The 23,307-nt window shown below is 65.3% G+C and carries 23 protein-coding genes; 9 read left to right on the forward strand and 14 right to left on the reverse strand.

The window, feature by feature from the left end; all coding sequences use genetic code 11:
- From B2Z70_RS11085 to B2Z70_RS11105, 5 genes are all read right to left on the reverse strand, one after another.
- Positions 1 to 603, reverse strand: a 603-nt coding sequence (locus B2Z70_RS11085; RefSeq protein ID WP_292983296.1) for a dihydroxy-acid dehydratase domain-containing protein, incomplete at its 3' end; no start/stop codon positions are given.
- 6 nt (positions 604 to 609) lie between these two features.
- Positions 610 to 1,911 carry a threonine synthase gene (gene thrC, locus B2Z70_RS11090; RefSeq protein ID WP_292983297.1) on the reverse strand — a complete coding sequence of 434 codons (1,302 nt, stop codon included), beginning with the start codon at positions 1,909 to 1,911 and terminating at the stop codon, positions 610 to 612.
- Positions 1,902 to 2,855, reverse strand: coding sequence for a homoserine kinase (locus B2Z70_RS11095; RefSeq protein ID WP_292983299.1), 954 nt, complete (start codon positions 2,853 to 2,855; stop codon positions 1,902 to 1,904). The genes thrC and B2Z70_RS11095 overlap by 10 nt, the downstream gene beginning before the upstream one ends.
- A gap of 22 nt (positions 2,856 to 2,877) precedes the next feature.
- Positions 2,878 to 4,662, reverse strand: a complete 1,785-nt coding sequence (locus B2Z70_RS11100; RefSeq protein ID WP_292983301.1) for a homoserine dehydrogenase — start codon at positions 4,660 to 4,662, stop codon at positions 2,878 to 2,880.
- Positions 4,663 to 4,784: 122 nt separating this feature from the next.
- Positions 4,785 to 4,937 (reverse strand): hypothetical protein, encoded by a 153-nt coding sequence (locus B2Z70_RS11105; protein WP_162010988.1) that lies wholly within the window; start codon positions 4,935 to 4,937, stop codon positions 4,785 to 4,787.
- A gap of 583 nt (positions 4,938 to 5,520) precedes the next feature.
- On the opposite strand from B2Z70_RS11105, the gene ilvC reads away from it, so the two are divergent.
- The 8 genes from ilvC to leuB are packed head-to-tail and all read left to right on the forward strand — an operon-like array spanning position 5,521 to position 14,136.
- On the forward strand, positions 5,521 to 6,534 hold the full coding sequence (gene ilvC, locus B2Z70_RS11110; RefSeq protein WP_009802070.1) for a ketol-acid reductoisomerase: 1,014 nt from the start codon (positions 5,521 to 5,523) through the stop codon (positions 6,532 to 6,534).
- A gap of 21 nt (positions 6,535 to 6,555) precedes the next feature.
- The gene (gene ilvG / locus B2Z70_RS11115) at positions 6,556 to 8,250 is read left to right on the forward strand and encodes an acetolactate synthase 2 catalytic subunit (protein WP_292983304.1); all 1,695 of its coding nucleotides are present in this window, start codon (positions 6,556 to 6,558) and stop codon (positions 8,248 to 8,250) included.
- A 3-nt stretch (positions 8,251 to 8,253) separates the two neighbouring features.
- Positions 8,254 to 8,520 (forward strand): ACT domain-containing protein, encoded by a 267-nt coding sequence (locus tag B2Z70_RS11120; protein WP_292983306.1) that lies wholly within the window; start codon positions 8,254 to 8,256, stop codon positions 8,518 to 8,520.
- The gene (locus B2Z70_RS11125) at positions 8,517 to 10,106 is read left to right on the forward strand and encodes a 2-isopropylmalate synthase (protein ID WP_292983308.1); all 1,590 of its coding nucleotides are present in this window, start codon (positions 8,517 to 8,519) and stop codon (positions 10,104 to 10,106) included. Before B2Z70_RS11120 ends, B2Z70_RS11125 begins: the two co-directional genes overlap by 4 nt.
- 12 nt (positions 10,107 to 10,118) lie before the next feature.
- The gene (locus tag B2Z70_RS11130; protein WP_009802066.1) at positions 10,119 to 11,087 is read left to right on the forward strand and encodes a branched-chain amino acid transaminase; all 969 of its coding nucleotides are present in this window, start codon (positions 10,119 to 10,121) and stop codon (positions 11,085 to 11,087) included.
- On the forward strand, positions 11,065 to 12,504 hold the full coding sequence (gene leuC / locus B2Z70_RS11135; protein ID WP_292983311.1) for a 3-isopropylmalate dehydratase large subunit: 1,440 nt from the start codon (positions 11,065 to 11,067) through the stop codon (positions 12,502 to 12,504). Before B2Z70_RS11130 ends, leuC begins: the two co-directional genes overlap by 23 nt.
- Positions 12,494 to 13,072 carry a 3-isopropylmalate dehydratase small subunit gene (leuD, locus tag B2Z70_RS11140; RefSeq protein WP_292983313.1) on the forward strand — a complete coding sequence of 193 codons (579 nt, stop codon included), beginning with the start codon at positions 12,494 to 12,496 and terminating at the stop codon, positions 13,070 to 13,072. The genes leuC and leuD overlap by 11 nt, the downstream gene beginning before the upstream one ends.
- Positions 13,069 to 14,136: a 3-isopropylmalate dehydrogenase gene (gene leuB / locus B2Z70_RS11145; RefSeq protein WP_292983315.1), complete on the forward strand. Its 1,068-nt coding sequence runs from the start codon at positions 13,069 to 13,071 to the stop codon at positions 14,134 to 14,136. The genes leuD and leuB overlap by 4 nt, the downstream gene beginning before the upstream one ends.
- A 9-nt stretch (positions 14,137 to 14,145) precedes the next feature.
- Here leuB and B2Z70_RS11150 read toward each other — a convergent pair whose 3' ends face one another.
- Entirely contained in the window at positions 14,146 to 14,979 is an 834-nt protein-coding gene (locus B2Z70_RS11150) for an SDR family NAD(P)-dependent oxidoreductase (protein ID WP_292983317.1), read from the reverse strand.
- A gap of 180 nt (positions 14,980 to 15,159) precedes the next feature.
- On the opposite strand from B2Z70_RS11150, the gene B2Z70_RS11155 reads away from it, so the two are divergent.
- Positions 15,160 to 15,957, forward strand: a complete 798-nt coding sequence (locus tag B2Z70_RS11155) for a DUF2189 domain-containing protein (protein WP_009802061.1) — start codon at positions 15,160 to 15,162, stop codon at positions 15,955 to 15,957.
- Between the two features lie 115 nt (positions 15,958 to 16,072).
- On the opposite strand, the gene ccoS is transcribed toward B2Z70_RS11155, so the two are convergent.
- The 8 genes from ccoS to B2Z70_RS11195 form a co-directional block, all read right to left on the reverse strand.
- On the reverse strand, positions 16,073 to 16,243 hold the full coding sequence (gene ccoS / locus B2Z70_RS11160) for a cbb3-type cytochrome oxidase assembly protein CcoS (RefSeq protein WP_273020226.1): 171 nt from the start codon (positions 16,241 to 16,243) through the stop codon (positions 16,073 to 16,075).
- Positions 16,240 to 18,462, reverse strand: coding sequence for a heavy metal translocating P-type ATPase (locus tag B2Z70_RS11165; protein ID WP_292983323.1), 2,223 nt, complete (start codon positions 18,460 to 18,462; stop codon positions 16,240 to 16,242). The genes ccoS and B2Z70_RS11165 overlap by 4 nt, the downstream gene beginning before the upstream one ends.
- Positions 18,450 to 18,944 carry a FixH family protein gene (locus tag B2Z70_RS11170; protein ID WP_009802058.1) on the reverse strand — a complete coding sequence of 165 codons (495 nt, stop codon included), beginning with the start codon at positions 18,942 to 18,944 and terminating at the stop codon, positions 18,450 to 18,452. Before B2Z70_RS11170 ends, B2Z70_RS11165 begins: the two co-directional genes overlap by 13 nt.
- Complete coding sequence (gene ccoG / locus B2Z70_RS11175) at positions 18,941 to 20,434, reverse strand: cytochrome c oxidase accessory protein CcoG (protein ID WP_292983325.1); 1,494 nt, start codon at positions 20,432 to 20,434, stop codon at positions 18,941 to 18,943. Before ccoG ends, B2Z70_RS11170 begins: the two co-directional genes overlap by 4 nt.
- 105 nt (positions 20,435 to 20,539) lie before the next feature.
- Positions 20,540 to 21,502, reverse strand: a complete 963-nt coding sequence (ccoP, locus tag B2Z70_RS11180) for a cytochrome-c oxidase, cbb3-type subunit III (RefSeq protein WP_009802056.1) — start codon at positions 21,500 to 21,502, stop codon at positions 20,540 to 20,542.
- On the reverse strand, positions 21,495 to 21,683 hold the full coding sequence (locus B2Z70_RS11185; RefSeq protein WP_009802055.1) for a cbb3-type cytochrome c oxidase subunit 3: 189 nt from the start codon (positions 21,681 to 21,683) through the stop codon (positions 21,495 to 21,497). Before B2Z70_RS11185 ends, ccoP begins: the two co-directional genes overlap by 8 nt.
- 6 nt (positions 21,684 to 21,689) lie before the next feature.
- On the reverse strand, positions 21,690 to 22,448 hold the full coding sequence (ccoO, locus tag B2Z70_RS11190; protein WP_009802054.1) for a cytochrome-c oxidase, cbb3-type subunit II: 759 nt from the start codon (positions 22,446 to 22,448) through the stop codon (positions 21,690 to 21,692).
- 10 nt (positions 22,449 to 22,458) lie between these two features.
- The coding region (locus B2Z70_RS11195) for a cbb3-type cytochrome c oxidase subunit I (protein WP_292983326.1) at positions 22,459 to 23,307 on the reverse strand (849 nt) is incomplete at its 5' end.

A 23,307-nucleotide genomic window follows, 5' to 3' on the forward strand; every position in this document is an offset into this window, starting at 1 on the left:
GGTGAACTGGCCGCCGCAGGCGCCCGCGCCGGGGCAGGCGGCTTTTTCGACTTCGACGAGTTCGTCTTCGCTGATCTTGCCCGCCGCGCAGGCCCCGACGGCCTCGAACACGTCCTGAATCGTCACCGCCTTGTCGCCCAGCTTGCCCGGCATGATCGAGCCGCCATAGAGCACGACGCTGGGCAGGTTCAGCCGCGCCGCCGCCATGGCGGCGCCAGGCAGGGTTTTATCGCAGCCCACCAGGAACAGCACGGCGTCCAGGCAATGGCCGCGCACGGCGAGTTCGGCGGAGTCCGCCACGCAATCGCGGCTCATCAGGCTGGCGCGCATGCCTTCGGTGCCCATGGAGATGCCGTCGGTGACGACGATGGTGTTGAAATCCACCGCCGTGCCGCCGGCCGCCTCGATCCCGGCGCGGGCATGATCGGCGAGACCCTGAAGGTGCATGTTGCACGGGGTGACGCTGGTCCAGGTATTGACGATGGCGATCATGGGTTTCGCCATCCGGTCATCGTCATAGCCGGCCGCGCGCAGCATGGCGCGAGCCGGGGCGCGGGCCGGCCCCTGGATCAGTGTGTGCGAGGGGCGTTTGTTATCGGTCATTTGAAATCAGGCCGTTTCGTTCAGGGCGTTCAATTGCGTTTTGAGGGCGTCGAGATCCGCGGCGCAGGGTTCAAACCGGGTCGAGCGGTCCAGAACCCCGGCCAGCGCGGGAGAGGGATCGATGGTCCGGCCGATCAGGGGTTCGACAATGTCGGCGAATTTGTAGGGATGAGCGGTTGCCGCGATCACCCAGGGCCGCGCGTGCAGATCAAACTCGCGCATGCGCGCCAGCGCTTCGGCGCCGACGGCCGAGTGCGGGCACCAGACATAGCCCGAGCGGGCATAGTCAGCCTTGATACGGGCGCGTATGGCGCGGTCCTCGACGAGCTCCACAGACAGGCGCGCCGCGTCATCAGGCAGGGCGTCGAGGCGCTCGAAATTGCTCGGCGCGCCCACATCCATGGCGTTGGCGAGGGTGGCGATGGAAGCGCGGGGCTCGTACCGGCCAGAGATCGACCAGTCCGCCAGCGTGCGGTTGGCGTTGGTGGCGAGCACGATCGGCCCCCAGGGCGCGCCCATATGGCGGGCCCAGATGGCCGCGACGCCATGGCCGAGATTGCCGGTGGGGATGATCAGCCCCGGTTTGACGCCGTTCTTCTCATACGCTTGCCGCGCCGCCCAGGCCATATAGGCCGCTTGTGGCAGGAGCCGGGCGATATTGATGGAATTGGCGCTGGTCAGATTGTGCTTTTCGCTTAACGCTCGGTCGGCGAAGGCGGCCTTGACCATGCGCTGGCAGGCGTCGAAATCGCCTTCCACCTCCAGCGCGGTGACCGGGGCGTTCCAGCAGGTCAGCTGTCGTTTCTGGAACCCGGAAATCCGTCCCTTGGCGTACAGGATCACCGCCCGCACGCCTGTACGGCCTTCAGCGGCGCATCCCACCGCGCCTCCGGTGTCTCCGGATGTGGCGGCCAGCACGGTGAAGGGATTGTCGGGGTCGCCCATACGGTCAAGGCAGCGCAGAAGGAACCGGGCGCCCACATCCTTGAATGCGCCGGTCGGCCCATGGAACAGCTCCAGCGCGAACACGCCGGGGCGTCCCGGGAAGGGGTTCACCAGCGGAACGTCGAAATCGTAGGTTTCTTCAACGAGCTCCGGCAGAACGCCTTCCAGTGCGTCGCCCTTGAAGAAGGGTTCGAACAGGGCGAGCGCGGTCTCCGTAAGACTGGTTTGCGCGGTCAGGCCGCTGAGTTGACCTTCGGGAAACTCATCGGGAATGAACAGGCCGCCATCGCCGGCCAGACCCACGCGGATGGCTTCGGAGATGGAGCTGGCGCTGGCGCCGTGACGGGTCGAGATCAGGCGCATGCTTCTTGCTCCTCGGCCGGCTCCAGGCGCACTCCGAAGCTGTCGAGCGGCGCCCGATAGCAACGGGCCTTGCGACCGGCTTGCTCAAAGGCGTCAGCCATGGCGGCTTCCACGGCGTCAAGATCAAGATCCGCCGCCCAGGCGAAGATGGACGGTCCGGAGCCCGAGAAGGAGCATCCCAGAGCGCCCGCATTCAACGCGGCGGCTTTCACAGCGCGCATTTCGGGCAAGAGGAAGGCGCGCTGGGGTTCGATCAGCACGTCATCGAGCCCGGCGCGGATCAGCTCAAGGTCCGAGGTGGCGCAGCCCAGGGTGAAGGCGCCCAGGCGACGGGCATGCTCAACGGCGGTGTTGAGCGGAACCTCGGGCTGGAGCACATCGCGTGCGGCCTGGGTTTCGGTTTTCGCGTCGGGATGAAATAGAACGGCGCTGATCCCTTGGGGAACCGGCATCGGCTTGACGATCGCCGGATCGAGCTGGGCCGCAATCACAAGCCCGCCCAGAAGCGAGGCCATGACATTGTCCCAGGGCGGCGGATCGGCGCTCGCCCGTTCTCCTTCAAGGGCGAAGGGCAGCAGCTCGGCAGTCGCGAAGGGCTTGTCCAGCAAGGCATTGACCGCAGCCGCAGCCGCTACGGCGCTCGCGGCGGACCCGCCCATGCCGGCGCTGATCGGCACGCCTTTCTTCACATCCAGCCGAACTCCGAACGGCGCTTTCACAGCCTGAAGCACGGCCTGGGCGGCCCGCAACGCCGTATTGCGCATGGGATCGTCCGGCAATGTCGTCATCAGGCCGGACACTTCGCCCAGCCTGACGCCGGGCTGGCTTTCACGATGGGCGGTCACTTCATCCCGGCACGCGTCAAACGCTTGTCCCAGAACATCAAATCCAACCCCGACATTGCCAATGCTGGCCGGGGCGCTGGCGCGCGCTTGCACACTCATGAGACTACTCGTCCTCTTTCCGTCAGGCGCTGCGCAACGCACCGTCCGCCCGCAAGGGGGATCGAACGGACGGTGCGTGCGCGGGCGCGGCGCCATCACACGCCCATGCCCGTCGGATGTCCATCATGTCGCCGAAAACAGCGGCCGCCGTGGGCCAGCGGCCCGCGCCCTTGCCCTGCAGGGCGTGCACTTCGCCGTTGGAGAGGGTCAGAAGGAAGCGGTTCTCCTCATTGCGGGCCCCGGCGAGCGCGTGCTCCTTCGGGACGGCGCGCACCTGGACTTCTGCATCCACGACCCCGCCAGCGCCCAGCTTGCAGCGCCCGATCTGCTTGAACACCTTGCCGCTCATCAGGGCGTCCTGGGCCTGTTTGGCGGAGACCTCGCTGAGGGACTGCTTGGCGATCTTCTCCGGCGGAAGCTCCACGCCAAAGGCCTCGCGGATCAGGATGGAGAGCTTGTCGGCGGCGTCATGGCCGTCCACATCGGCGCTGGGATCGGCTTCCGCAAAGCCCATGCGCTGGGCTTCGGACACAGCCTCCTCGAACGGCCGCCCCTTGCCCAGCTGATCAAGGATGAAATTGCCGGTGCCGTTCATGACGCCTTCGACCGCGACAACGCCCTGATCCTTCAGCTCCGACAATCGCTCAAGGACGACGACGCCCCCACCGACCGAAGCGGAATACATCAGATGCGCGCCGCCCTTCTTCGCGGCCTCATGCAGGGCTTCGTAATGCTTGGCCACGGCGGCCTTGTTCGCGGTGACCACGTGCTGGCCATTGCGCAGCACCGGCATCATCACGGAGGCCGGCCCATCCGCGCCGCCCATCATCTCGACAACGAGATCGGGTTCGCCTGCGAGGGCGGCATGGGGGTCGGAGGTGAAGACCGCCCGGCGGTCGTCCGCCCGGGCGCCCACATTGCGCACCAGCACCGGATTGAGTTCGAACAGTTCAGGATGGCTCAGCACATGGTCGAGCACGCCGGATCCCACGGCGCCGCAGCCCAGAAGCGCGACCTTCATCGGGCCGCGATGGCGCGGGCGCCCGATGACAGCGGGTCCCGACGCGATGCGGGTGGCTTCGCGGGCGCCCATGGCGGCCACTTCCACCACCAGATCGGCGGCCTTGGCGGCTTCGATCGCCTTGGGCTGGATCAGGCCGCGGCTGGCGTCCATCGCCTGGTCATAATCAAGCGCATCATAGCGCTGGGCGTGCGGATCCTTGGCCGGATCATCGGTGTAGACCCCGTCCACATCCTTGATCAGGCGCACCCGGTTCGCGCTCGCCTTCACCGCGAAGAACACCGCTGTCAGATCGGTGCCGCCCCGGCCCAGCGTCGCTGCGCCATGCTCGGCATGACAGGCGGTGAAGCCCGGCAGCACGACAGCGTCGGCCTCGTCGAGCGCGCCCGTCAGGGCTTCGGCGTCCAGCTCGCTGAGATTGGCGTCCATGGGGTCGCCCTCGGCCATGAGGCCGATTTCATGGGGGTCGAGAACCTTGGCCTTGAGCCCGAGCCGAGACAGGGCGAGCCCCATTAGGGCGGCGGAGCGGAACTCCCCGAGCCGGGCGAGGCGGGCGGTGATGTCGGGGAAGGGCGCGCCGCCATTGGCGTCGGCCTGGGCCAGGAGCTGATCGGTTTCGCCTTTCAGCGCCGAGACGATCACGATGGTTTTCTCCCCCGCCCTGACATGGCGGTAGATTTCGGCGCCAGCGGCGGCGTAGTCGGCTTCCGAAGTCAGCACCGAGCCGCCGAACTTGAGGACGCACAGGCCTTTCGGGGCGGAGGAGACGTTAAGCTGGGGATCCATCGGATCAGTCCTTTTTGGTTCGGTTGGGTGCGAGCCGGGTGGGTATGAAGCATGAAAAAACCCGCTCGCCGGTTTCGGGGAGCGGGTTGGTGTTGGGTTGAATGTTTGCGCCTGTTTTGCGCTCAGCCCGTACCGCCCCGCCCTCGAGTAAGGGTGGTGGTAATGGTGGTAATGGTGGTGGTGAGCGCGGTTCCGGAGACGGCGCACACGCCTGCGGTCACGGTGGAGACCGTGGTCGTCAGGGCGTCGTGCTGGACCTGCGGGAAGCGGGTCATGATCATCTCCTGGACGTGCTGCAATTGCGCAGCGTCGAGCGCACCGTGACCGGCTTTTCCACACCCCGTCAACCATCCCCCTGTGACAGGAAAAGCACAATCGTCACGCCGACCTCGAAAAAACATCCCTTAAATTACTGATTAGATTAGTGGAAATTTTTTTCTTAGTTGTTCGGACATTTAGGTGTTGCGCATTGCAGCATTTCGGCCTTACGGTTTTTGCACAGCCCGGCGAGACGAAAGCAGTCGCATCGCCGGTCATTTTTCGCGCGTCGTTCCGGACCTTATGAACAGGGCCACACGACGCAGTGTCGAAACCGGGAGACAGCGCCATGCGCGACGCAAAGACCCAGACCCTGCCCCAGGACGCCCAGCGTATCGCTGCGGTGGCCGGCTCGGTCGTACTTCTTGTCGTCGTACTCCTTATTACCACCTCCGGTGGAGCGGCGGCGCCTGTCTGACGGTAGCAAACACACCTCAGACCCAAGCAAACCCCCGCTCCACACCGGAGCGGGGGTTTTTCTTTGCCTCAACCCCAGACCTGAACCCCGAGCCAGCTCGAACGCCACGAAAGACCAGGATCATGACCCGGATTTACACCGACGACGACGCCAGCGCAGACGCCATCAAGCCCGGCCCCATCGCCATCATCGGCTATGGCAGCCAGGGCCGCGCCCATGCCCGCAATCTGCGTGATTCCGGCCATGAGGTGATTGTGGGCGCCCGACCCGGCGGCGGGGCGGAAGCCAAGGCCAGGGCCGACGGATTTGAAACTTTCACTCCGGCCGAAGCCGCCAAAAAGGCCAGCTTCGTGGCGCTGCTGACCCCGGATATGAGCCACAAGGACGTGTATGAGTGCGACATCGCTCCGCAACTCTCGCCGGGCGATACGCTGATGGTGGCCCATGGCTTCTCCATCCATTACGGCCAGATCCGTCCGCGCACCGATATCGATGTGATCCTGGTCGCCCCCAAGGGACCGGGTGACCTCGTCCGTCGCGAGTACGAGATCGGCCGCGGCGTGCCTTCGCTGTTTGCGATCCATCAGGACGCTTCGGGCAAGGCGCGCGAGAAGGCGCTGGCCTATTGCAAGGGCAATGGCGGCACCGCCGGCGGCGCCATCGAGACGAGCTTCGCCGAAGAGACCGAAACCGATCTGTTCGGCGAGCAGGCCGTGCTGTGCGGCGGCGCGTCCGAGCTGGTCGCGGCAGGCTATCAGACCCTGGTCGATGCCGGCTACCAGCCTGAAATCGCTTACTTTGAGTGCTTGCACGAGCTCAAGCTGATTGTCGATCTCCTGTATGAAGGCGGCATTGCCCGCATGCACGACTTCATCTCCGAGACCGCCAAGTACGGCGATCTGGTCTCCGGTCCTCGCGTCATCAATGACGAGACCCGGGCCCGGATGCGCGAGGTTCTGACCGACATCCAGTCGGGCAAGTTCGCGCGTGACTGGATCGTGGAGAACCAGGCCGGCAAGCCGCAATACGACGCCCTGCTGCGCGCGGATCTGAACCAGGACATCGAGAAGACCGGCGCCCGTCTGCGGGCCCGCATGGCCTGGCTGCAACCCGGCGCCAATGCCGGCCAGGCCTAGCGCACGCAAAGGAAACCGACCATGACCGCCCAGCCCAAAGCCGCACCCGCCGCCACCCGTCACCGCACCGGCGCCCATCTGGTCGTCGAAGCGCTGCGGGCGGAGGGCGTATCGAAGGTGTTCGGCTATCCCGGCGGGGCGATCATGCCCGTGTATGACGCGCTGCTGGGCTCGGGTCTCGAACACATTCTGGTGCGTCATGAGCAGGCGGCGGCGCTGGCGGCGGACGCCTATGCGCGGGTGTCGGGCGAGGTGGGCGTGTGCCTGGCGACCTCCGGCCCGGGCGCGACCAATCTGGTCACCGGCATCGCCAACGCGTTTCTGGATTCCGTGCCGATGGTGGCGATCACCGGCCAGGTGGCGACGCCTCTGATGGGGACGGACGCCTTTCAGGAAATCGATGTCTTCGGCATCACCCTGCCCATCGTCAAACACTCCTTCCTGGTCAGGGACGCCAGGGACATCCCCCAGATCTTCGCCGAGGCTTTCGAGCTGGCGAAGCGCGGGCGGCCCGGACCCGTTCTGATCGACTTGCCCAAGGACGTTACCCAGACGTCAGCGGCGTTCCCCTCAGTCGATCAGACGGTCCGGGCGCCCGTCAGTCAGGCCCCCGCCGACCCGGCCCTGATCGCCCAGGCCGAAGCCCTGATGGCGCAGGCCGAACGTCCGGTGCTGTATATCGGCGGCGGAGTGTCGCTGGCGAAAGCCGAGCCGGCCCTGCGCCGGTTCTTCAGCCGCACCCGCATCCCGGCGGTGGCGACCCTGAAAGGTCTGGGCGCCTTGCCCACCGATACGCCGGGCTTTCTGGGCATGCTGGGCATGCACGGCACGAAGGCCGCCAATCTGGCAGTGGATGAAAGCGATCTGCTGATCTGCATCGGCGCCCGGTTTGACGACCGCGCGACGGGCAAGCTCGACACCTTTGCCCCCTCGGCCCGCATCATCCATTTTGACGTCGATCCGTCCGAGATCTCCAAGCTGCGCGATGCGGATGTGGGGTTGACCGGTGATCTGGCGGAAACGCTGGATCGGCTGGAGCCGGGCGTTCTGAGCATCGAGCCCTGGCGTCAACGCTGCGCGGCGGCCGCCGAGCGCTGGGCCATGCGCTATGATGCGCCCGGTTCGGGAATCTACGCGCCCAAGCTGTTGAAAGACCTGTCCGAACAGGCGGGCGATGACGCCATCATCACGTGCGATGTGGGCCAGCACCAGATGTGGGTGGCCCAGCATTGCCGCTTTTCCCGGCCGCAGGCGCATCTGACGAGCGCCGGTCTGGGCACGATGGGCTATGGCCTGCCGGCCGGCATTGGCGCGCTCATGGCCGAGCCCGATGCGACCGTGATCACCGTGTCGGGCGATGGCTCGATCATGATGAACATTCACGAGCTGGCGACCCTGCGCCGCTATCGCCTGCCGCTGAAGATCGTGCTGCTGGACAATTCCCAGCTGGGCATGGTCCGCCAATGGCAGCAGCTGTTCTACGACGAGAACTTCTCGGAGGTGGACCTCTTTGACAATCCCGATTTCGCCGCCGTGGCGCGCGCCTTCGGGATCGAGGCCTTCACCCTGGACCAGCGCGAACACGCGCCCGCCGCGATCGAGCGGCTCCTGAACACGAACGGGCCGATCCTGTGCCATGTGCGCATCGACCCGCGTGAGAATGTCTGGCCGCTGGTGCCGCCGGGCAAATCCAATGCTGACATGATGGAGGCCTGATCCATGACAGACCGGATCGAGATCGAATTTCGCCCCAGTGAAGGCGCGATCCTGCGTCTGATCGGGCTCGTAGAGCGTCGCGGCTTCGAGGTGCGCGGCGTCGACCTGCCGCAGATGAACACCCAGTCAGATGCGCGCATGGATCTGATGGTCCAGCCGCGGGATGCCGGCCGCAAGATGAGCACGCTGTGCGCCCAGATCGCAAAGATCTATGGCGTCAGCGCGGTGCGTGCGGCCAGCCGGACTCCGGCGCTGGAGGCGGCGTCATGACCCGACCTGCAAACCCTGTCAGAATCTTCGACACCACCTTGCGCGATGGCGAGCAGGCTCCCGGTTTCTCCATGTCAGAGACCGGCAAGCTCAGCGTCGCGCGCGCCCTGCAGGCGTTGAAAGTGGATGTGATCGAGGCCGGCTTCGCCGCCGCCAGCCCGGGTGATTTCCGCGCCGTTGAGCGGATCGCCAATGAGATCGAGGGGCCCGCCATCTGCTCGCTGGCGCGCACGACGCCAGGCGATATCGATGCGGCGGCGCGGGCGCTGAAATCCGCAACCAAAAAGCGCATCCACATCTTTCTGGGGACGAGCCCGCTGCATCGCGAGTTCAAGCTGAACATGACCCCCGAAGACGTGCTGACGCGCATCAAGGAGATGACCGAGCTTGCGCGTGAACATAGCGACGATGTGGAATTCTCCGCCGAGGACGCCATCCGCACCGAGCGGGGCTTCCTGGTCGAAGCGCTCTCCATCGCCGCCGAAGCGGGGGCGACCACACTCAACGTGCCCGACACGGTGGGCTATTCGACGCCGGATGAGATCTACCAGTTGTTCAAGCACCTCAGTGACAAGGTCACCAGAGGGTCGGACGTGATCTTCTCCGCTCATTGTCATGATGATCTGGGCATGGCGGTCGCCAACTCGCTGGCCGCCGTGCGCGGCGGCGCCCGTCAGATCGAGTGCACGGTCAATGGCATAGGCGAACGGGCGGGCAATTGCGCGCTGGAGGACGCCGTCATGGCGATCCGCACCCGCCGGGACGTGTTCAACCTGACGACCGGCATCGACACCCGTCAGATCATGGCGGCGAGCCGGGCCCTGAGCAAGGCGACCAACACCCATCCGCCGCGCAACAAGGCGATCGTGGGGGCGAACGCCTTCGCTCATGAATCCGGCATTCATCAGCATGGCGTGCTGGCGAACCGGGAGACCTACGAGATCATGAAGCCCGAGGATGTGGGGCTGAGCTCCAACCAGATCGTTCTGGGCAAGCACTCGGGAAAACATGCCCTGGCGGCGCGCGCCAAGGCTTTGGGCTGGACGCTGGATGGCGAGCGCCTGCAGACCGCCTTTGAGGCGTTCAAGGCGCTGGCCGACGACATCGGACTGGTGGATTCAGGGCAATTGTCAGCCCTGCTGGAGCGCCTTGAAAGCGGCGCACAAGGAGAGGCTGAATTGTGGACCCTCAAGCGCATTGATATTCGCGCCCCGCTCTCACCCAAGGATCATCCGGTCGCCCGGATCGAGATGGATCATGGCCGCCGCGGCCAGGTGACCGACATTGCGTCCGCGCCGGGCGCGCTGGATGCGGCCTATCGCGCCGTCAGCCAGATCATGGAGATCCCGGCCCGGGTCGAGGACATCGAGATGCAGTATGTCGCCGCGGACCCCAATGAGACCGGAGAGGACGGTCAGGGCGCAGACGTGCTGGTCGATCTGAAAGCCAGCGTGGACGGGGAGGTCTTCTCCGGCCGCGCCCGCGCCCGCGACATCATTCCCGCCTGCGTCTCCGCCTATATCGACGCGCTCAACAATGCCTGCGCCGTCCGTCGACGCCGCAACACCAACGCCCACGCCGCCTAGAGGACGAACACCATGGCCATCAATCAAGTCGACTATATCTGGCGCAATGGCGCGCTTATTCCCTGGGCGGATGCGCAGGTTCACGTGCTGTCGCACGCCCTGCATTACGGCACGTCCTTCTTTGAAGGCATCCGCAGCTATGACACGCCGGCCGGGCCGGCGGTGTTCCGCCTGACCGATCACGTCAAGCGGCTGATCGATTCCGCGCGGATCTATTCCATCGATCTGCCCTACACCGCGCAGGAGCTGGCCGAAGCCTGCAAGCAGGTGCTGCGCGAGAACAAGCTGGGTTCGGCCTATCTGCGGCCGATCAGCTTCATCGGCTATGGCTCCATCGGCGTCGTGCCCGCCCAGGATGCTCCGATCGACACCTATATCGCGGCCTTCCCCTGGGGCGCGTATCTGGGCGAGGACGCCCGGACGAAGGGCGTGGATGTGTGCGTGTCGAGCTGGAACCGCTTGGCGCCCAACACGGCCCCGACCGCGGCCAAGGCCGGCGGCAACTATCTCTCGAGCTATCTGATCAGCCGGGAAGCGAAATCCCGCGGCTATGCGGAGGGCATTGGTCTCGATGTGGACGGGCGCCTGTCCGAAGGCGCGGGTGAGAACCTGTTTCTGGTCAAGGACGGCAAGCTGATGACCCCGCCCGCCAGCTCGTCGATCCTGCAGGGCATTACCCGCGACAGCGTGATCCGTCTCGCCAAGCGCGAAGGCTTGGACGTGGTCGAGCAGACCCTGCCGCGCGAGATGCTGTATCTGTGCGACGAGGCCTTCTTCACCGGCACCGCCGCCGAGGTCACCCCGATCCGCTCCATCGATGACAAGACCACCCGCGCCGCGGGCGCCGGGCCGGTCACCAAGCTGATCATGGACCGTTTTTTCGGTCTGTTCGAAGGCCGCACCCAGGACGACTGGGGCTGGCTGGAGCCCGTCAACGCCCAAGCCCAGGAGACAGGACATGACAACGCCGTCGCCGTCTGAGACGTCCCCGAAAACCCTGTTTGAAAAGGTCTGGGACGCCCATCTCATCCAGCCCGAGACCGATGCCGCCCCGGCGCTGGTCTATATCGACCTGCATCTCATCCATGAGGTGACCAGCCCGCAGGCCTTCACCGCGCTCGAACAGCGTGGCCTGAAGGTGCGGCGGCCCGATCGCGTTTATGGCACGCTGGATCATTCCACCCCAACAACGCCGCGTGCGCCGGGGTCCAAGCCGATCTACATCAACGCGGCGGCGAAAAAGCAGGTCGAGACGCTGGAAGACAATTGCCGCCGGCATGGCATCCGTCTGGCGGGCTGGGACAGCCCGGACCGCGGGATCGTGCATGTCATCGGGCCGGAGCTGGGCCTGACCCAGCCGGGCATGACCATTGTCTGCGGCGACAGTCACACCTCTACCCATGGCGCGTTCGGCGCGCTGGCCTTCGGCATCGGCACGACGGAAGTCGGCCATGTGCTGGCGACGCAATCGCTCTTGCAATCGAAACCCAAGACCATGCGCGTCACCGTGGATGGTCGCCTGCCCCATGGTGTTGGCGGCAAGGATCTGATCCTCGCCATCATCGCCGAGCTGGGCGCGGGCGGGGCGTCCGGCCATGTGATCGAATATGCCGGCGAGGCCATAGAGGCGCTGTCCATGGAAGAGCGGATGACTGTCTGCAACATGTCCATCGAGGCGGGCGCCCGCGCGGGCATGATCGCGCCCGACGCCACCACCTTCGCCTGGCTGGATGGTCGCAAGCACGCGCCCAAGGGCGCGGCCTGGGAAGCGGCGAAAGCGCGCTGGGCCAGCCTCAGATCCGACCCGGACGCCAGGTTCGACGCCGAAGTGCGGCTGGATGGGTCGAAACTCGCCCCCATGGTCACCTGGGGCGACAGCCCGGACATGGCTGCGCCGATCGACGCCTCTGTGCCCCGCGCGCCGGAAGGCCCCGCCGCCGAGGCGCTCAAATATATGGGCTTCAAGGCGGGCGAGGCCCTGATGGGCGAAACCATCGATGCGGTATTCGTCGGCTCGTGCACCAATGCGCGCCTGTCAGACCTGCGTGAGGCGGCGGCTGTCATCGCCGGGCGTCATGTGAAGCCGGGCGTGCGCATGCTGGTCGTGCCCGGATCTGAAGAGGTGAAACGTCAGGCGGAAGCCGAAGGGCTGGACGCCATCTTCCGCACAGCCGGGGCGGAATGGCGCGAGCCGGGTTGCTCCATGTGCATCGCCATGAATGGCGATAGCGGACGTTCAGGCGAGCGTATCGTCTCGACGTCCAATCGCAATTTCGCCGGTCGTCAGGGCCGGGGGGTGCGCACCATCCTGGCGAGCCCGGCGACCGCCGCGGCCTCTGCGATTGCGGGCGCCATCGCAGATCCACGCCGCATTCTGGAGGCGTCCCATGCTCAATGAGCCGATCAAGACCGTCACGGCGCGCAGTTTCGTGATCCGCGACGCCAATGTGGACACCGACCAGATCATCCCCGCGCGCTTTCTGACCACGACCGAGCGCGGCGCGCTGGCCGAGGCGTGCTTTCATGACTGGCGCTTCACGCCAGAAGGCGCGCCGACCGATCATCCGCTCACTGGCGTGAACCGGGAGGAGCAACGCATTTTGATTGCGGGCGACAATTTCGGCTGCGGCTCCTCGCGCGAGCACGCCCCCTGGGCGCTGCGCGATTTCGGCGTCGAGGCCGTCATCACCTCGCGCGCGGCGGACATCTTCAAGTCCAATGCGCTCAAGAACGGTCTTGTGGTGTGCGAAATCGACGAGGCCGCCCATGCCGCGCTTCTCGACCGGGAAGACCTTGAAATCACTGTGGACGTGGTCAATCAGACCGTGACGGCGGGCAATATCACCGCGAGCTTCAAGCTCGACCCGTTCGCCCGCACCTGCCTGATCGAGGGTGTGGACCCGCTGGGCTACATCCTCAACCAGACTGACGCCATTGCCCGCTTCGAGCAGGGGCAGGCGGCATGAGCCAGTCCATCCTGATCCTGCCCGGCGACGGCATCGGCCCGGAAGTCGCCAGGGCGGCGCAGGCCTGTCTCGAGGCAGTGGCGCGACTTGAGGATCTGGACTTCACCTTCTCCGAATCCGCGTTCGGCGGGGCGGGGATCGAGGCCTGCGGCGAGCCCTTGCCTGAGGAGACCCTGAAAGCGGCGCAAGCGGCTGATGCGATCTTTCTCGGCGCCGTGGGCGGGCCGCAATGGGATGGCGGCGCGAAGCGGCCCGAGCAAGGGCTTCTGGGCTTGCGAAAGGCGCTGGGCCTGTTCGCCAATCTGCGCCCGGTCAAGGTCTTCAAGGGGCTGGAGCATCTCTCCCCCCTGAAAGAGGACCGGGTGGCGGGCGCGGATCTGCTGATCGTGCGCGAGCTGACGGGCGGGATGTATTTCGGCGAGAAGCGCGAAGGCGATGAGGAGGCCTTTGACGGTTGCGCGTATTCCCGCGTGGAGGTCAGCCGCATCGCCGAGATAGCGTTCAAGGCCGCGCAGGGCCGCAAGGGCAAGCTCACCAGCGTGGACAAGGCCAATGTGCTCGCCACCTCCCGGCTCTGGCGCAAGACGGTCAACGATCTGGCGTCGGATTATCCCGATGTGTCGGTGGATCATCTTTATGTGGACGCGGCGGCCATGGCGCTTGTGACCGGGCCGACCCGGTTCGACGTCATCGTCACCGAGAACCTGTTTGGCGATATCCTGTCTGATGAAGCCGCCGTGGTGGCGGGCTCTATCGGGCTTCTGGGCTCGGCGAGCCTCGGCGCGTCGGGACCGGGTCTCTTTGAACCCATCCATGGCAGCGCGCCGGACATTGCCGGTCAGGACAAGGCGAACCCGTCGGGCGCCATCGCCAGTGCGGCCATGCTGCTGCGCTATGGCCTGAACCAGCCCAGAGCCGCCGATCGTCTGGAGGCGGCGCTGGAAGCAGCCTTGCTGCACGAAGAGCGGACGGCGGATCTGGGCGGTGCGGCCAGCGGCTCTGAATTTGCCGAGGCCGTGCTGCGGCAGATCGAGAAGACGGCGGCCTCCGCCGCCGCCGAATAGACGACAGGGTCAGTCGGCTTGGGGTCGGCTGGCCCGCTTCTTGATGAAGTTCCAGTACTTGATCGGGAAAATCCGCTCGAGAATGGCGAGCGTATGGGCGTCCTTGCCCACGAGCACGCGCGGCAGGCGGCGCTCGACGCCGCGCAGGATGATCTCGGCCGCTTCGGGCGGCGGCATGACGAGGCCTTCCTTGGCCATTTTCTTCACAGCCGCCAGTTCCGCCTCGGTCATGTCTTCAGGTTTCTTGGCGTCCTCGGCGATACGGGTGTTGACCCCGCCCGGATGCACGGTCGTCACCCCGATGGACGTACCTTCCAGCTCGTGCATCAGCGCATTCGAGAAGCCGCGCACGGCGAACTTGGCCGAGGAATAGGCGGTCTGGCCCGAGGGCGCGACGATCCCGAAGATCGAGGACACGTTCACCAGCTGCGCCATATCCGCCTGCTTCAGGAGCGGCATGAAGGCGCGGGTCATGCGCACCACGCCATAGAAGTTGATGTTCATCAACCACTCGAAATCATCATCCTTCACCCGGTCGAACGTGCCGCCGAGCGCCACGCCGGCATTGTTGAAAAGGCCATGGACTGCGCCATGCTCGCGCTGGACGGCCTCCGCAAAGGCTGCGATCTGGTCCTTGTCGGCGACATCGACCTTCTGGGTCGTCACCTTGATCTCATTGCTCTTGAGGGCGTCGGCGACCTCTTGCAGGCGCGCTTCATTGATGTCGGCGAGCGCAAGGTTCGCGCCGCGCGCGGCGAGCGCCGCAGCGAGCGCTGCGCCAATGCCGCTGCCGGCGCCGGTGATGACAGCGGTGCGGCCCTTGAAATCGAGATGACGGGTCATGCTCTCCCCCTGAGATTATTGCCGGTTTTGACGTGAACGCTGTTCACTCCGGAGTTTTGCGCAGAGTTTCAGAGTTTTCAGCCCCTGTCCATCGGCGCTTGGGCCGGAGACGATCTTGTCAGTTCATGGAAATGGGAACACACTCGGGAATACACACAAAAATTCTAGGGAGGAGTTTGCATGGTTACGCTGGAGAAAGTCCGCCGCGATGCCCCCTGGGCCTGGATCAAGGGCGCCATTGACGACATGCGGGCCGCACCCTTCCTGTCCATCGGTTATGGCGTTGTCTTCACCGTCATCGGCCTTCTGATCACGGTCGGCCTCTGGTCACTCGGTCAGGGCGCGGTGGTGCCGGTGATGATGGGCGGTTTTGCGCTGGTGGCGCCGGCCTCGGCCATCGGGATCTACCGCATCAGCCAGATGCGCGATCAGGGCCAGACGCCGGGTCTGTGGGATTTCTGGTCGATACCGGCGGGCCGGTTCACCCAGCTGGCGCTGCTGAGCGTGCTGATGCTCGTCTTCTTCCTGACTTGGGCGCGACTGGCGCAGATGATGTTCGCGCTGTTCACCCATGAAGCCGATTTCCGCCTCGACAGCTTCCTGCCCTTCCTGTTCACCGATGTGCAGGGCGTCATGCTGATGGTGATCGGCACGCTGGTCGGCGCGGCTCTGGCGCTCGTGGCGTTCATGGTGTCCGCGCTCTCCTTCCCCATGATGGTGGATCAGGATGTGGATGCGGTGACCGCGGTGGTCGCCTCGATCAAGGCGGTCAAGGAGCAGCCCGAGGTGATGCTGGTCTGGGCCTGGATCATCGCCTTTGCGACCGGGGCGGGTCTTGCGCTGTTCGGGGTCGGCATCGCGATCACCTTCCCGTTGATCGCCCATGCCAGCTGGCGCGCCTACAAGGACTTCAACCCGCGCCCGAAACCGAGCGCCAAGGAAGTCGAGGCGCGTCTGGCCGAGAAGAACCACGCCTGATCCAAGGCTGAAATCCCGGGCGAGCGAGAGCGAGACGCGGGACCTCCTTCAGAATAAAACGCCTTGTCCTCACAGAGACCCCGGCTCCATGGCCGGGGTTTCAGTGTTTTATGAACTAGCGCTCGTCCTCGTCATCCACGATGGGTCCGTCATCATCGATGAGGATGCGTTCGGCGGCGCCGTCGAGATCGTCATACTGACCCGACTTCATCGCCCAGAAGAAGCCGAGCAAACCCATCGCGCCGAGCACGAGGGCGGCGGGGATCAGCCAGAGTAGAGCGGTCATGCGCGCCAGAGCCTCAATGCGTTGGCCATCACCACGAGCGAGCTGGCGGACATGGCGATGGCGGCCACGAGCGGGGTGACCAGACCAAACACCGCCAGCGGTACGGCGATGACGTTGTAGATGTTGGCGAGGGCGAAATTCTCCATCATCCGCGCCTTTGCGGCCCGGGCGATCTCAACCGCGCGGGGCAGGGCGGCCAGCCGGTCGCCCTGAATGACGAGATCGGCCGCCGAGCGTGAAATGTCCGCCGCCGAACCCATGGAGATGGAGACATGGGCCGCCGCCAGCGCCGGGGCGTCATTGATGCCGTCGCCCACCATGATCGGGGCCTCGCCCGCTTCATTCAGAGCGTTGATCCGCGCGATCTTGTCCTGGGGTTTCAGCCCCGCCTGATACCGATCAAGACCGAGCGCATGGGCCGCTGCGGCGACCGGCGCTTCGCGATCGCCCGACAGAAGCTCGACGGGCAGGCCCTGGGCTTTCAGGCCCGTGACGGCCTCGGGCGCGTCCGTCCGCAAACCATCTGAAAAGACAAAGCGGACCGGTGTTTCGCCTTCAACCAGAAGCCAGGCTTCCAGAACCGACGGGTCAGGGTCCTGGCCCTGTTTTTCAAGGCCAAGCCAGCTTGCAGAGCCAAACTGGACTACCGCGCCTTCAGCCGTGCCGGTCAGGCCGCCGCCTGCGATTTCCTGAAGATCATCGGCCAGCGGGCCGGGGCCTGCGGCGTCCGCAACCGCGCGAGAGATGGGGTGACGCGAGCCGCGCGCCAGCCGGGCGGCGAGAGTGAGCGCGCGGGGAGAAAGATCCTCGCGATTGACCAGGGTCGGACGGCCCAGAGTCAGCGTGCCGGTCTTGTCAAAGACCACCGATTTCGCTTCGGCCAGCCGTTCCAGCGCGTCGCCGGATTTGACCAGCACGCCCTCGCCATAGAGCCGGCCCGAGGCCACCACCTGAACGGCGGGGACCACCAGCGCCAGTGCGCAGGGGCAGGTGATGATGAGCACCGCGATGGCGTTCATCACCGCGTCGTGGACGTTTCCGGTGACGCCGAGCCAGCCGATCAGCGTGACGAGCGCCATGATGAAGACGCCCGGCACATAGGCGCGGGCGGCCTTGTCGGCATAGCGCACATAGCGCGAGCGGCCCTGTTCGCCCGCTTCCACAAGACGCGCGATTTCCGCCAGCAGGGAATCATCGCGCGCGGCGGTGGCCTTCACGGTCAGAGGCGCGTTGAGATTGATCATGCCCGAATAGACCGTGCTCCCCGGCTCCAGCATTTGCGGCTGGGTCTCGCCGGTGACAAGCGCGGCGTCGATCTCGCCACGGCCTTCGATGATGACGCCATCGACCGGCAGGCGGTCGCCCGGTGCAATGCGCAGCAGATCGCCCGGTTTCACGTCACGCGCTGGAATGGCCTTGATCGCGCCATCCGGTTCGATGCGGTGGGCGATGCGGGCCTGAAGCGCGGCGAGGTCGCGGGCCGCCTGACCGGCGCGGGCGCGCAGTCGCACATCCAGAAACCGACCGATCAGCAGGAAGAACAACAGCATGATCGCGGCGTCGAAATAGGCCGCGCCATGACCGAGCGCCGTCTCATAGATTGACAGGCCGCACGCCAGCAGCACCGCCAGCGAGATCGGCAGGGCCATGTTCACGTTGCGGCTTTTGATGCCCGCAATGGCATTCTTGAAGAAGGGCCAGCCCGAATAGGCGACGGCGGGCAGGGCGATCAGCCCGGAAATCCAGTGCATCAGGGTGATGGTGGGAAGGCTCATCTCGCCTTCCCCCGCCCAGACCGAGATGGACATCAGCATCACATTGGCGGAGGCGAAGCCCGCCACGCCGAGGGCGCGCAAGAGGCGCTTCTCTTCATCGGATTTGGGATCGTCAGCAGTTTCAGGCTGATAGGGCCGGGCGCGATAGCCCAGATGCTCCAGCCGCCCCACAATCTCTTCGGCCTTGGCGTCCGCGCCATGAAACTTCACCGCCAGACGTCCGGTTGAGAGGTTCAGGCGGGCGCGCTTGACGCCGTCGAGCTTTTGCAGCCCGTCCTCGATCTTGACGATGCAGGCGGCGCAATGAGCCCCCTCGACGGCAAGATCAATCGCCTTGCCCTCTTCGGTCTCGCGCACAAAGGCGGTGATCTCGTCCCCATGGGCTTGGGCGGGCGAACCCGCCTGCGCAATCGCGGGGCCGAGAACAGGCTCTACTGACGCCACAACTCGCGCTCCAGCACGAACGGCGCGTCCGCGTCTTCCGCTTCGGCATGCAGGGTCCAGTTGCCCTCGGTGACAGCCTCGACCGGGGCGGAATACACGCCCGGGCGCGCCTCATTGAAGGTGAGGGCGTGATCAAGGTCGGTATTGGCCGGATGGCGCAGCGCCCCGGTCAGCGACAAGCCCATGACGGGCTGGTCGTCCGCATCAGTGACGCGGATCAGCACCCGGTCGTCCGCCAGATTGACCGCGGCTGTCCAGCCGAGCGCCGCCTGGGCGCGCCGCTGGGCGATGACGTCATTGTATTCCAGCCCCTGCACATAGGAGCGACGCTGGTCCTCGCCAGGGAAGGATTGCACCGCCAGCGAGATGAAGACCGCATTCACCGCGATGATCGTGGAGAAGAACAGGATCATGCCCGCCAGCACGTGCCAGCCGGTGATGCGGAAGCCGGAAGAGCCCTCTGGGGCGGTATAGTCGGTCATCGGATCTCTCCAGTCTGGAAGGCGGAGCGGGTCTGCGCGGTCTCGCCGGTCTCCATGTCTGTGACGAAGAAGCTCAACGGTTCGGAGGGCGCATCCACCGCATCCCGGGGCAAGGTGACGAATACCCGGAAATCCTGCGTCTGGTCGGGGCCGACTTCAAGCTGACGAGATGTCTCATCTGCGCCCAGAACCCGGAGCTGCATGGCGGGGTCGCCCTCGATGGTCAGCTCATAGGTGCGCGTCTCGCCGGTCTTGTTCAGGATGGTGAGCGTATAGCCGTTGCGCACCGAGCCGTCAGACAGGCGCACATAGTTCGGGCTGCGGTCGCGATAGGCGTTGAGATCGAGAACCGCCCGGTTCATGAGGCTGAACATCATCAGCCCGCCGACCGCCGCGATCAGCACGGCATAGAGGATGGTGCGCGGGCGGAGGAACCGGTAGCGCGGCTTGAGATCCTGGGCGCGACGATCGACATTGTCCTGGCTGTCATAGGCGATCAGCCCCTTGGGGCGACCGATCTTGGCCATGATGTCGTCGCAGGCGTCGATGCACAGCGCGCAGTTGATGCATTCGAGCTGGTCGCCGTCGCGAATGTCGATGCCCATGGGGCAGGCGGCGACGCAAGCCTTGCAGTCGATGCAGTCGCCGCGGCCTTCCCAGCTTTCGCCCTTCTTGTGCCGGCCGCGCGGCTCGCCGCGATCGACGCGATAGGTCACGCTCAGCGCTTCCTTGTCGATCAGCGCGCCCTGGATGCGCGGCCAGGGGCACATATAGGTGCAGACCTGCTCGCGCATGGTGCCGGCGAGCACATAGGTGGTGAAGGTCAGCACGCCGAAGAAGATATAGCTCGTCAGCGCGGCCTGGCCGGTGACGAAATTGTTCACGACCGCGAAGGCGTCGTGGAAATAGAGGATCCAGGCGCCGCCCGTGGCCGCCGCGATCAGCAGCCAGACCGCATGCTTGCCGATCTTGCGCCAGGCCTTGTTGAAGCTCCACTCCGCGCGATCGAGCATGATGCGCTTGTTGCGGTCGCCCTCGAACATCCGCTCGACGGCGATGAAGAGGTCGGTCCAGACGGTCTGGGGGCAGGCATAGCCGCACCAGACCCGGCCGAAGAGCGAGGTCACCAGGAACAGCGCCAGCGCCGAGACGATCAGAAGCCCGGTGATGTAATAGACTTCCTGGGGCCAGATCTCGATGAAGAAGAAATAGAAGCGGGCATTGGCGAAATCCACGAGCACCGCCTGGTCGGGCGCGCCCGCGCCGCGGTCCCAGCGCAGGAAGGGCAGGATGTAGTAGACGCCCAGGGCCAGCGCCATGAAGACCCATTTGCCCAGACGGAACTTGCCGTGCACGAGCTTGGGATAGATGGGTTCGCGCTTCTTGTAGAGTTCGCGCGAATGGGCGGCGTTGACCGCAACGGCGTCATGGGCTTCCACGCCGTCCGCCGCCTGTTCCCGCGCTTGGGGACGATTCTTGATCAGGTTCATGGTCTTCTCCGGCCTCCGGCCGCGTAGTCAGACAAGTGCGCCATCCGGCTCGCCCCAGAGAACCAGATGGCGCTTGATCGTCGGGCCCGTCCGGGCGAGGCGTTCCTAGCGCCCCGCCTCCCGGGCGTTGATCACGTCCGCCGCACTGGCTTCGGTGATCGTTTCGCTTTCACCGCCGCCCAGCAGGTAAACGTAAGCGGCTAGGGCGGTGATGACTTCCTCATCCAGACGCCCTTCCCAGGCCGGCATCATGCCATAGGGGCCCCGCCAGATCGTGTTGTAGATCTGGTCGCGCGTGCCGCCGTACAGCCATTCCTGGTCGGTCAGGTTGGGCGCGCCCTGCGTGCGGTCGCCCATGCCGTTCGCGCCATGACAGGCCGAACACTGGAAATCGAAAATCTCGGCCCCGGTGGTCTGACCGGCCTCGGTGGGCTCGATCATGTCAGACAGGGTCATGACGTAATCGGTGACCGCAGAGATTTCCTCACGAGACAGAAGCTCGTCGCGGCCATAGGACGGCATTTGCGAGAAGCGGGTATCGGGATTGCTCTCCCAGCGGATGCCCACATGCAGGGTGTGCCGGATCTCGTCGAACGACCCGCCCCACAGCCAGACATCATCATTGAGGTTCGGGTAGCCGATGGCGCCCTGACCGCCTGCGCCATGACAGGTGGCGCAGTTATCGCCAAAGGCCGAGGATCCCGCCGCGAGCGCGAAGCTCAGAAGGTCCGCATCCGCCTCGATGGCGCTGATGCCGCCCGTGTTCGCCGCCTCGGTGAGGCGGGTGAACATGGGCGCGCGGCTGGCTTCGAGCTCGGCCACCGCCGCGGCCACATTGGCCCGTTCGGAGTGATCACGCAGACCGCGGGTATGCCCGTCCATGCCGGGCAGGGCGGGCCAGGCCGGCATGAAGACCCAGTAGATCACCGACCAAACGATGGAGGCGTAGAACACCCACACCCACCAGCGCGGCAGCGGGTTGTCGAGTTCCTTGATGCCATCCCATTCATGGCCCGTCGTGTCCACGCCGCTATAGGCGTCGACGTCTTTCTTGTGCTCGTCAGCCATGATTGTCCTCCGTGGCCGAGGCGGCGGCGGGGCGTGCGTCGTCTTCGAGCGGCACGCGCGCGGCGTCGTCAAACTTGTCCTGGTTTTTCGGCCAGAGGGCGTAGACCAGCACGCCGGCGAAGAGCGCGACGAAGCCGATCAGCCCCCAGGTCTGTGCGAAGCTTGAAAGCATCTCGTACATGGCGGCCTACCTCAGATTCTCGTCGGCGTCGGCTTCATAGGTGGAGAAGTCCACCATGGTGCCGAGCACCTGCAGATACGCGATCAGGGCGTCGAGTTCGGAGATCATCTCCGGATTGCCGTCGAAATCGCGGACCGGCGCGCCCGGATACCGGGCCAGGAAGGCGTCATAGCTGGCCGAGAACGGATCGAGCTGGGCCTCCAGATCGGCTTCCGCGTTCTCGATCATCTCGTCGGTATAGGGCACGCCCAGCCGGCGCAGGGCCCGCAGGCGGCCTTCCACTACTTCGGTTTCAAGACGCGTGGTTTCCAGGAACGCATAGGGCGGCATGATGGATTCAGGCACCACCGAGCGCGGGTCGCGCATATGGTCGCGGTGCCATTCGTCCGAGTACTTGTTGCCCACGCGGGCCAGATCCGGCCCGGTGCGCTTGGAGCCCCACTGGAAGGGGTGGTCGTACATGCTCTCGGCCGCCAGCGAGTAGTGGCCATAGCGCTCCACCTCGTCGCGCAGCGGACGCACCATCTGGGAGTGGCAATTGTAGCAGCCTTCCCGGATGTAGATGTCGCGGCCCATCAGCGCGAGCGGGGAGTAGGGGCGCACGCCCTCCACTTCCTCGATGGTCTCGTCGAGATAGAAGAGCGGAGCGATTTCCACCAGGCCGCCGATGGAGACGACAGCCAGGACGCCCACGGTGAGCACCAGCGAGTTCTGCTCGAGAACCTTCTTGTGCCAGCCCCAGATCGGATTTTGTTTTTTCGCCATATCCGCCTCCCTATTCGGCCGGTTGGATAGCGGCGGACTGCGGGTTCACCGCGTCCTCGGTATCGGCGACGTCGCCCTTGATGGTCTTGTAGACATTCCAGGCCATCAGAAGCGCGCCAGTGAGGTACATCAGGCCGCCCAGAGCGCGGATGATGTAGGAGGGATGCATGGCCTCGACCGTCTGGACGAAGGAGTATTCCAGGAAGCCCAGCGAGTCGTAGGAGCGCCACATCAGACCCTGCATGATGCCCGACACCCACATGGAGGTGATGTACAGGAGGATGCCCAGGGTCGCGATCCAGAAGTGCCATTCGATGAGGGCGCGCGAGAACATACCCTTGCGCTTCCACAGCCAGGGAACCAGGCAGTAGATCGCGCCGAAGGAGATGAAGCCCACCCAGCCCAGAGCGCCCGAATGCACGTGGCCAATGGTCCAGTCGGTATAGTGCGACAGCGAGTTCACCGCGCGGACCGACATGACCGGGCCTTCAAAGGTCGACATGCCGTAGAAGGCCACCGAGACGACCAGCATGCGGATCACCGGGTCGGTGCGCAGCTTGTCCCAGGCCCCCGACAGGGTCATCAGACCGTTGATCATCCCGCCCCAGGACGGCATCCACAGCATGATCGAGAAGGTCATGCCCAGCGTCTGCGCCCATTCCGGCAGAGCCGTGTAGTGCAGGTGGTGGGGGCCGGCCCAGATGTAGATGAAGATCAGCGCCCAGAAATGGATGATCGACAGGCGGTAGGAATAGACCGGCCGCTCGGCCCGTTTGGGTATGAAGTAGTACATGATCGCCAGGAAGCCGGCGGTCAGGAAGAAGCCCACGGCGTTGTGGCCGTACCACCACTGGGTCAG

This window comes from Oceanicaulis sp. UBA6590 (genome assembly GCF_002433705.1).
In the GTDB taxonomy this organism is placed as follows: domain Bacteria; phylum Pseudomonadota; class Alphaproteobacteria; order Caulobacterales; family Maricaulaceae; genus Oceanicaulis.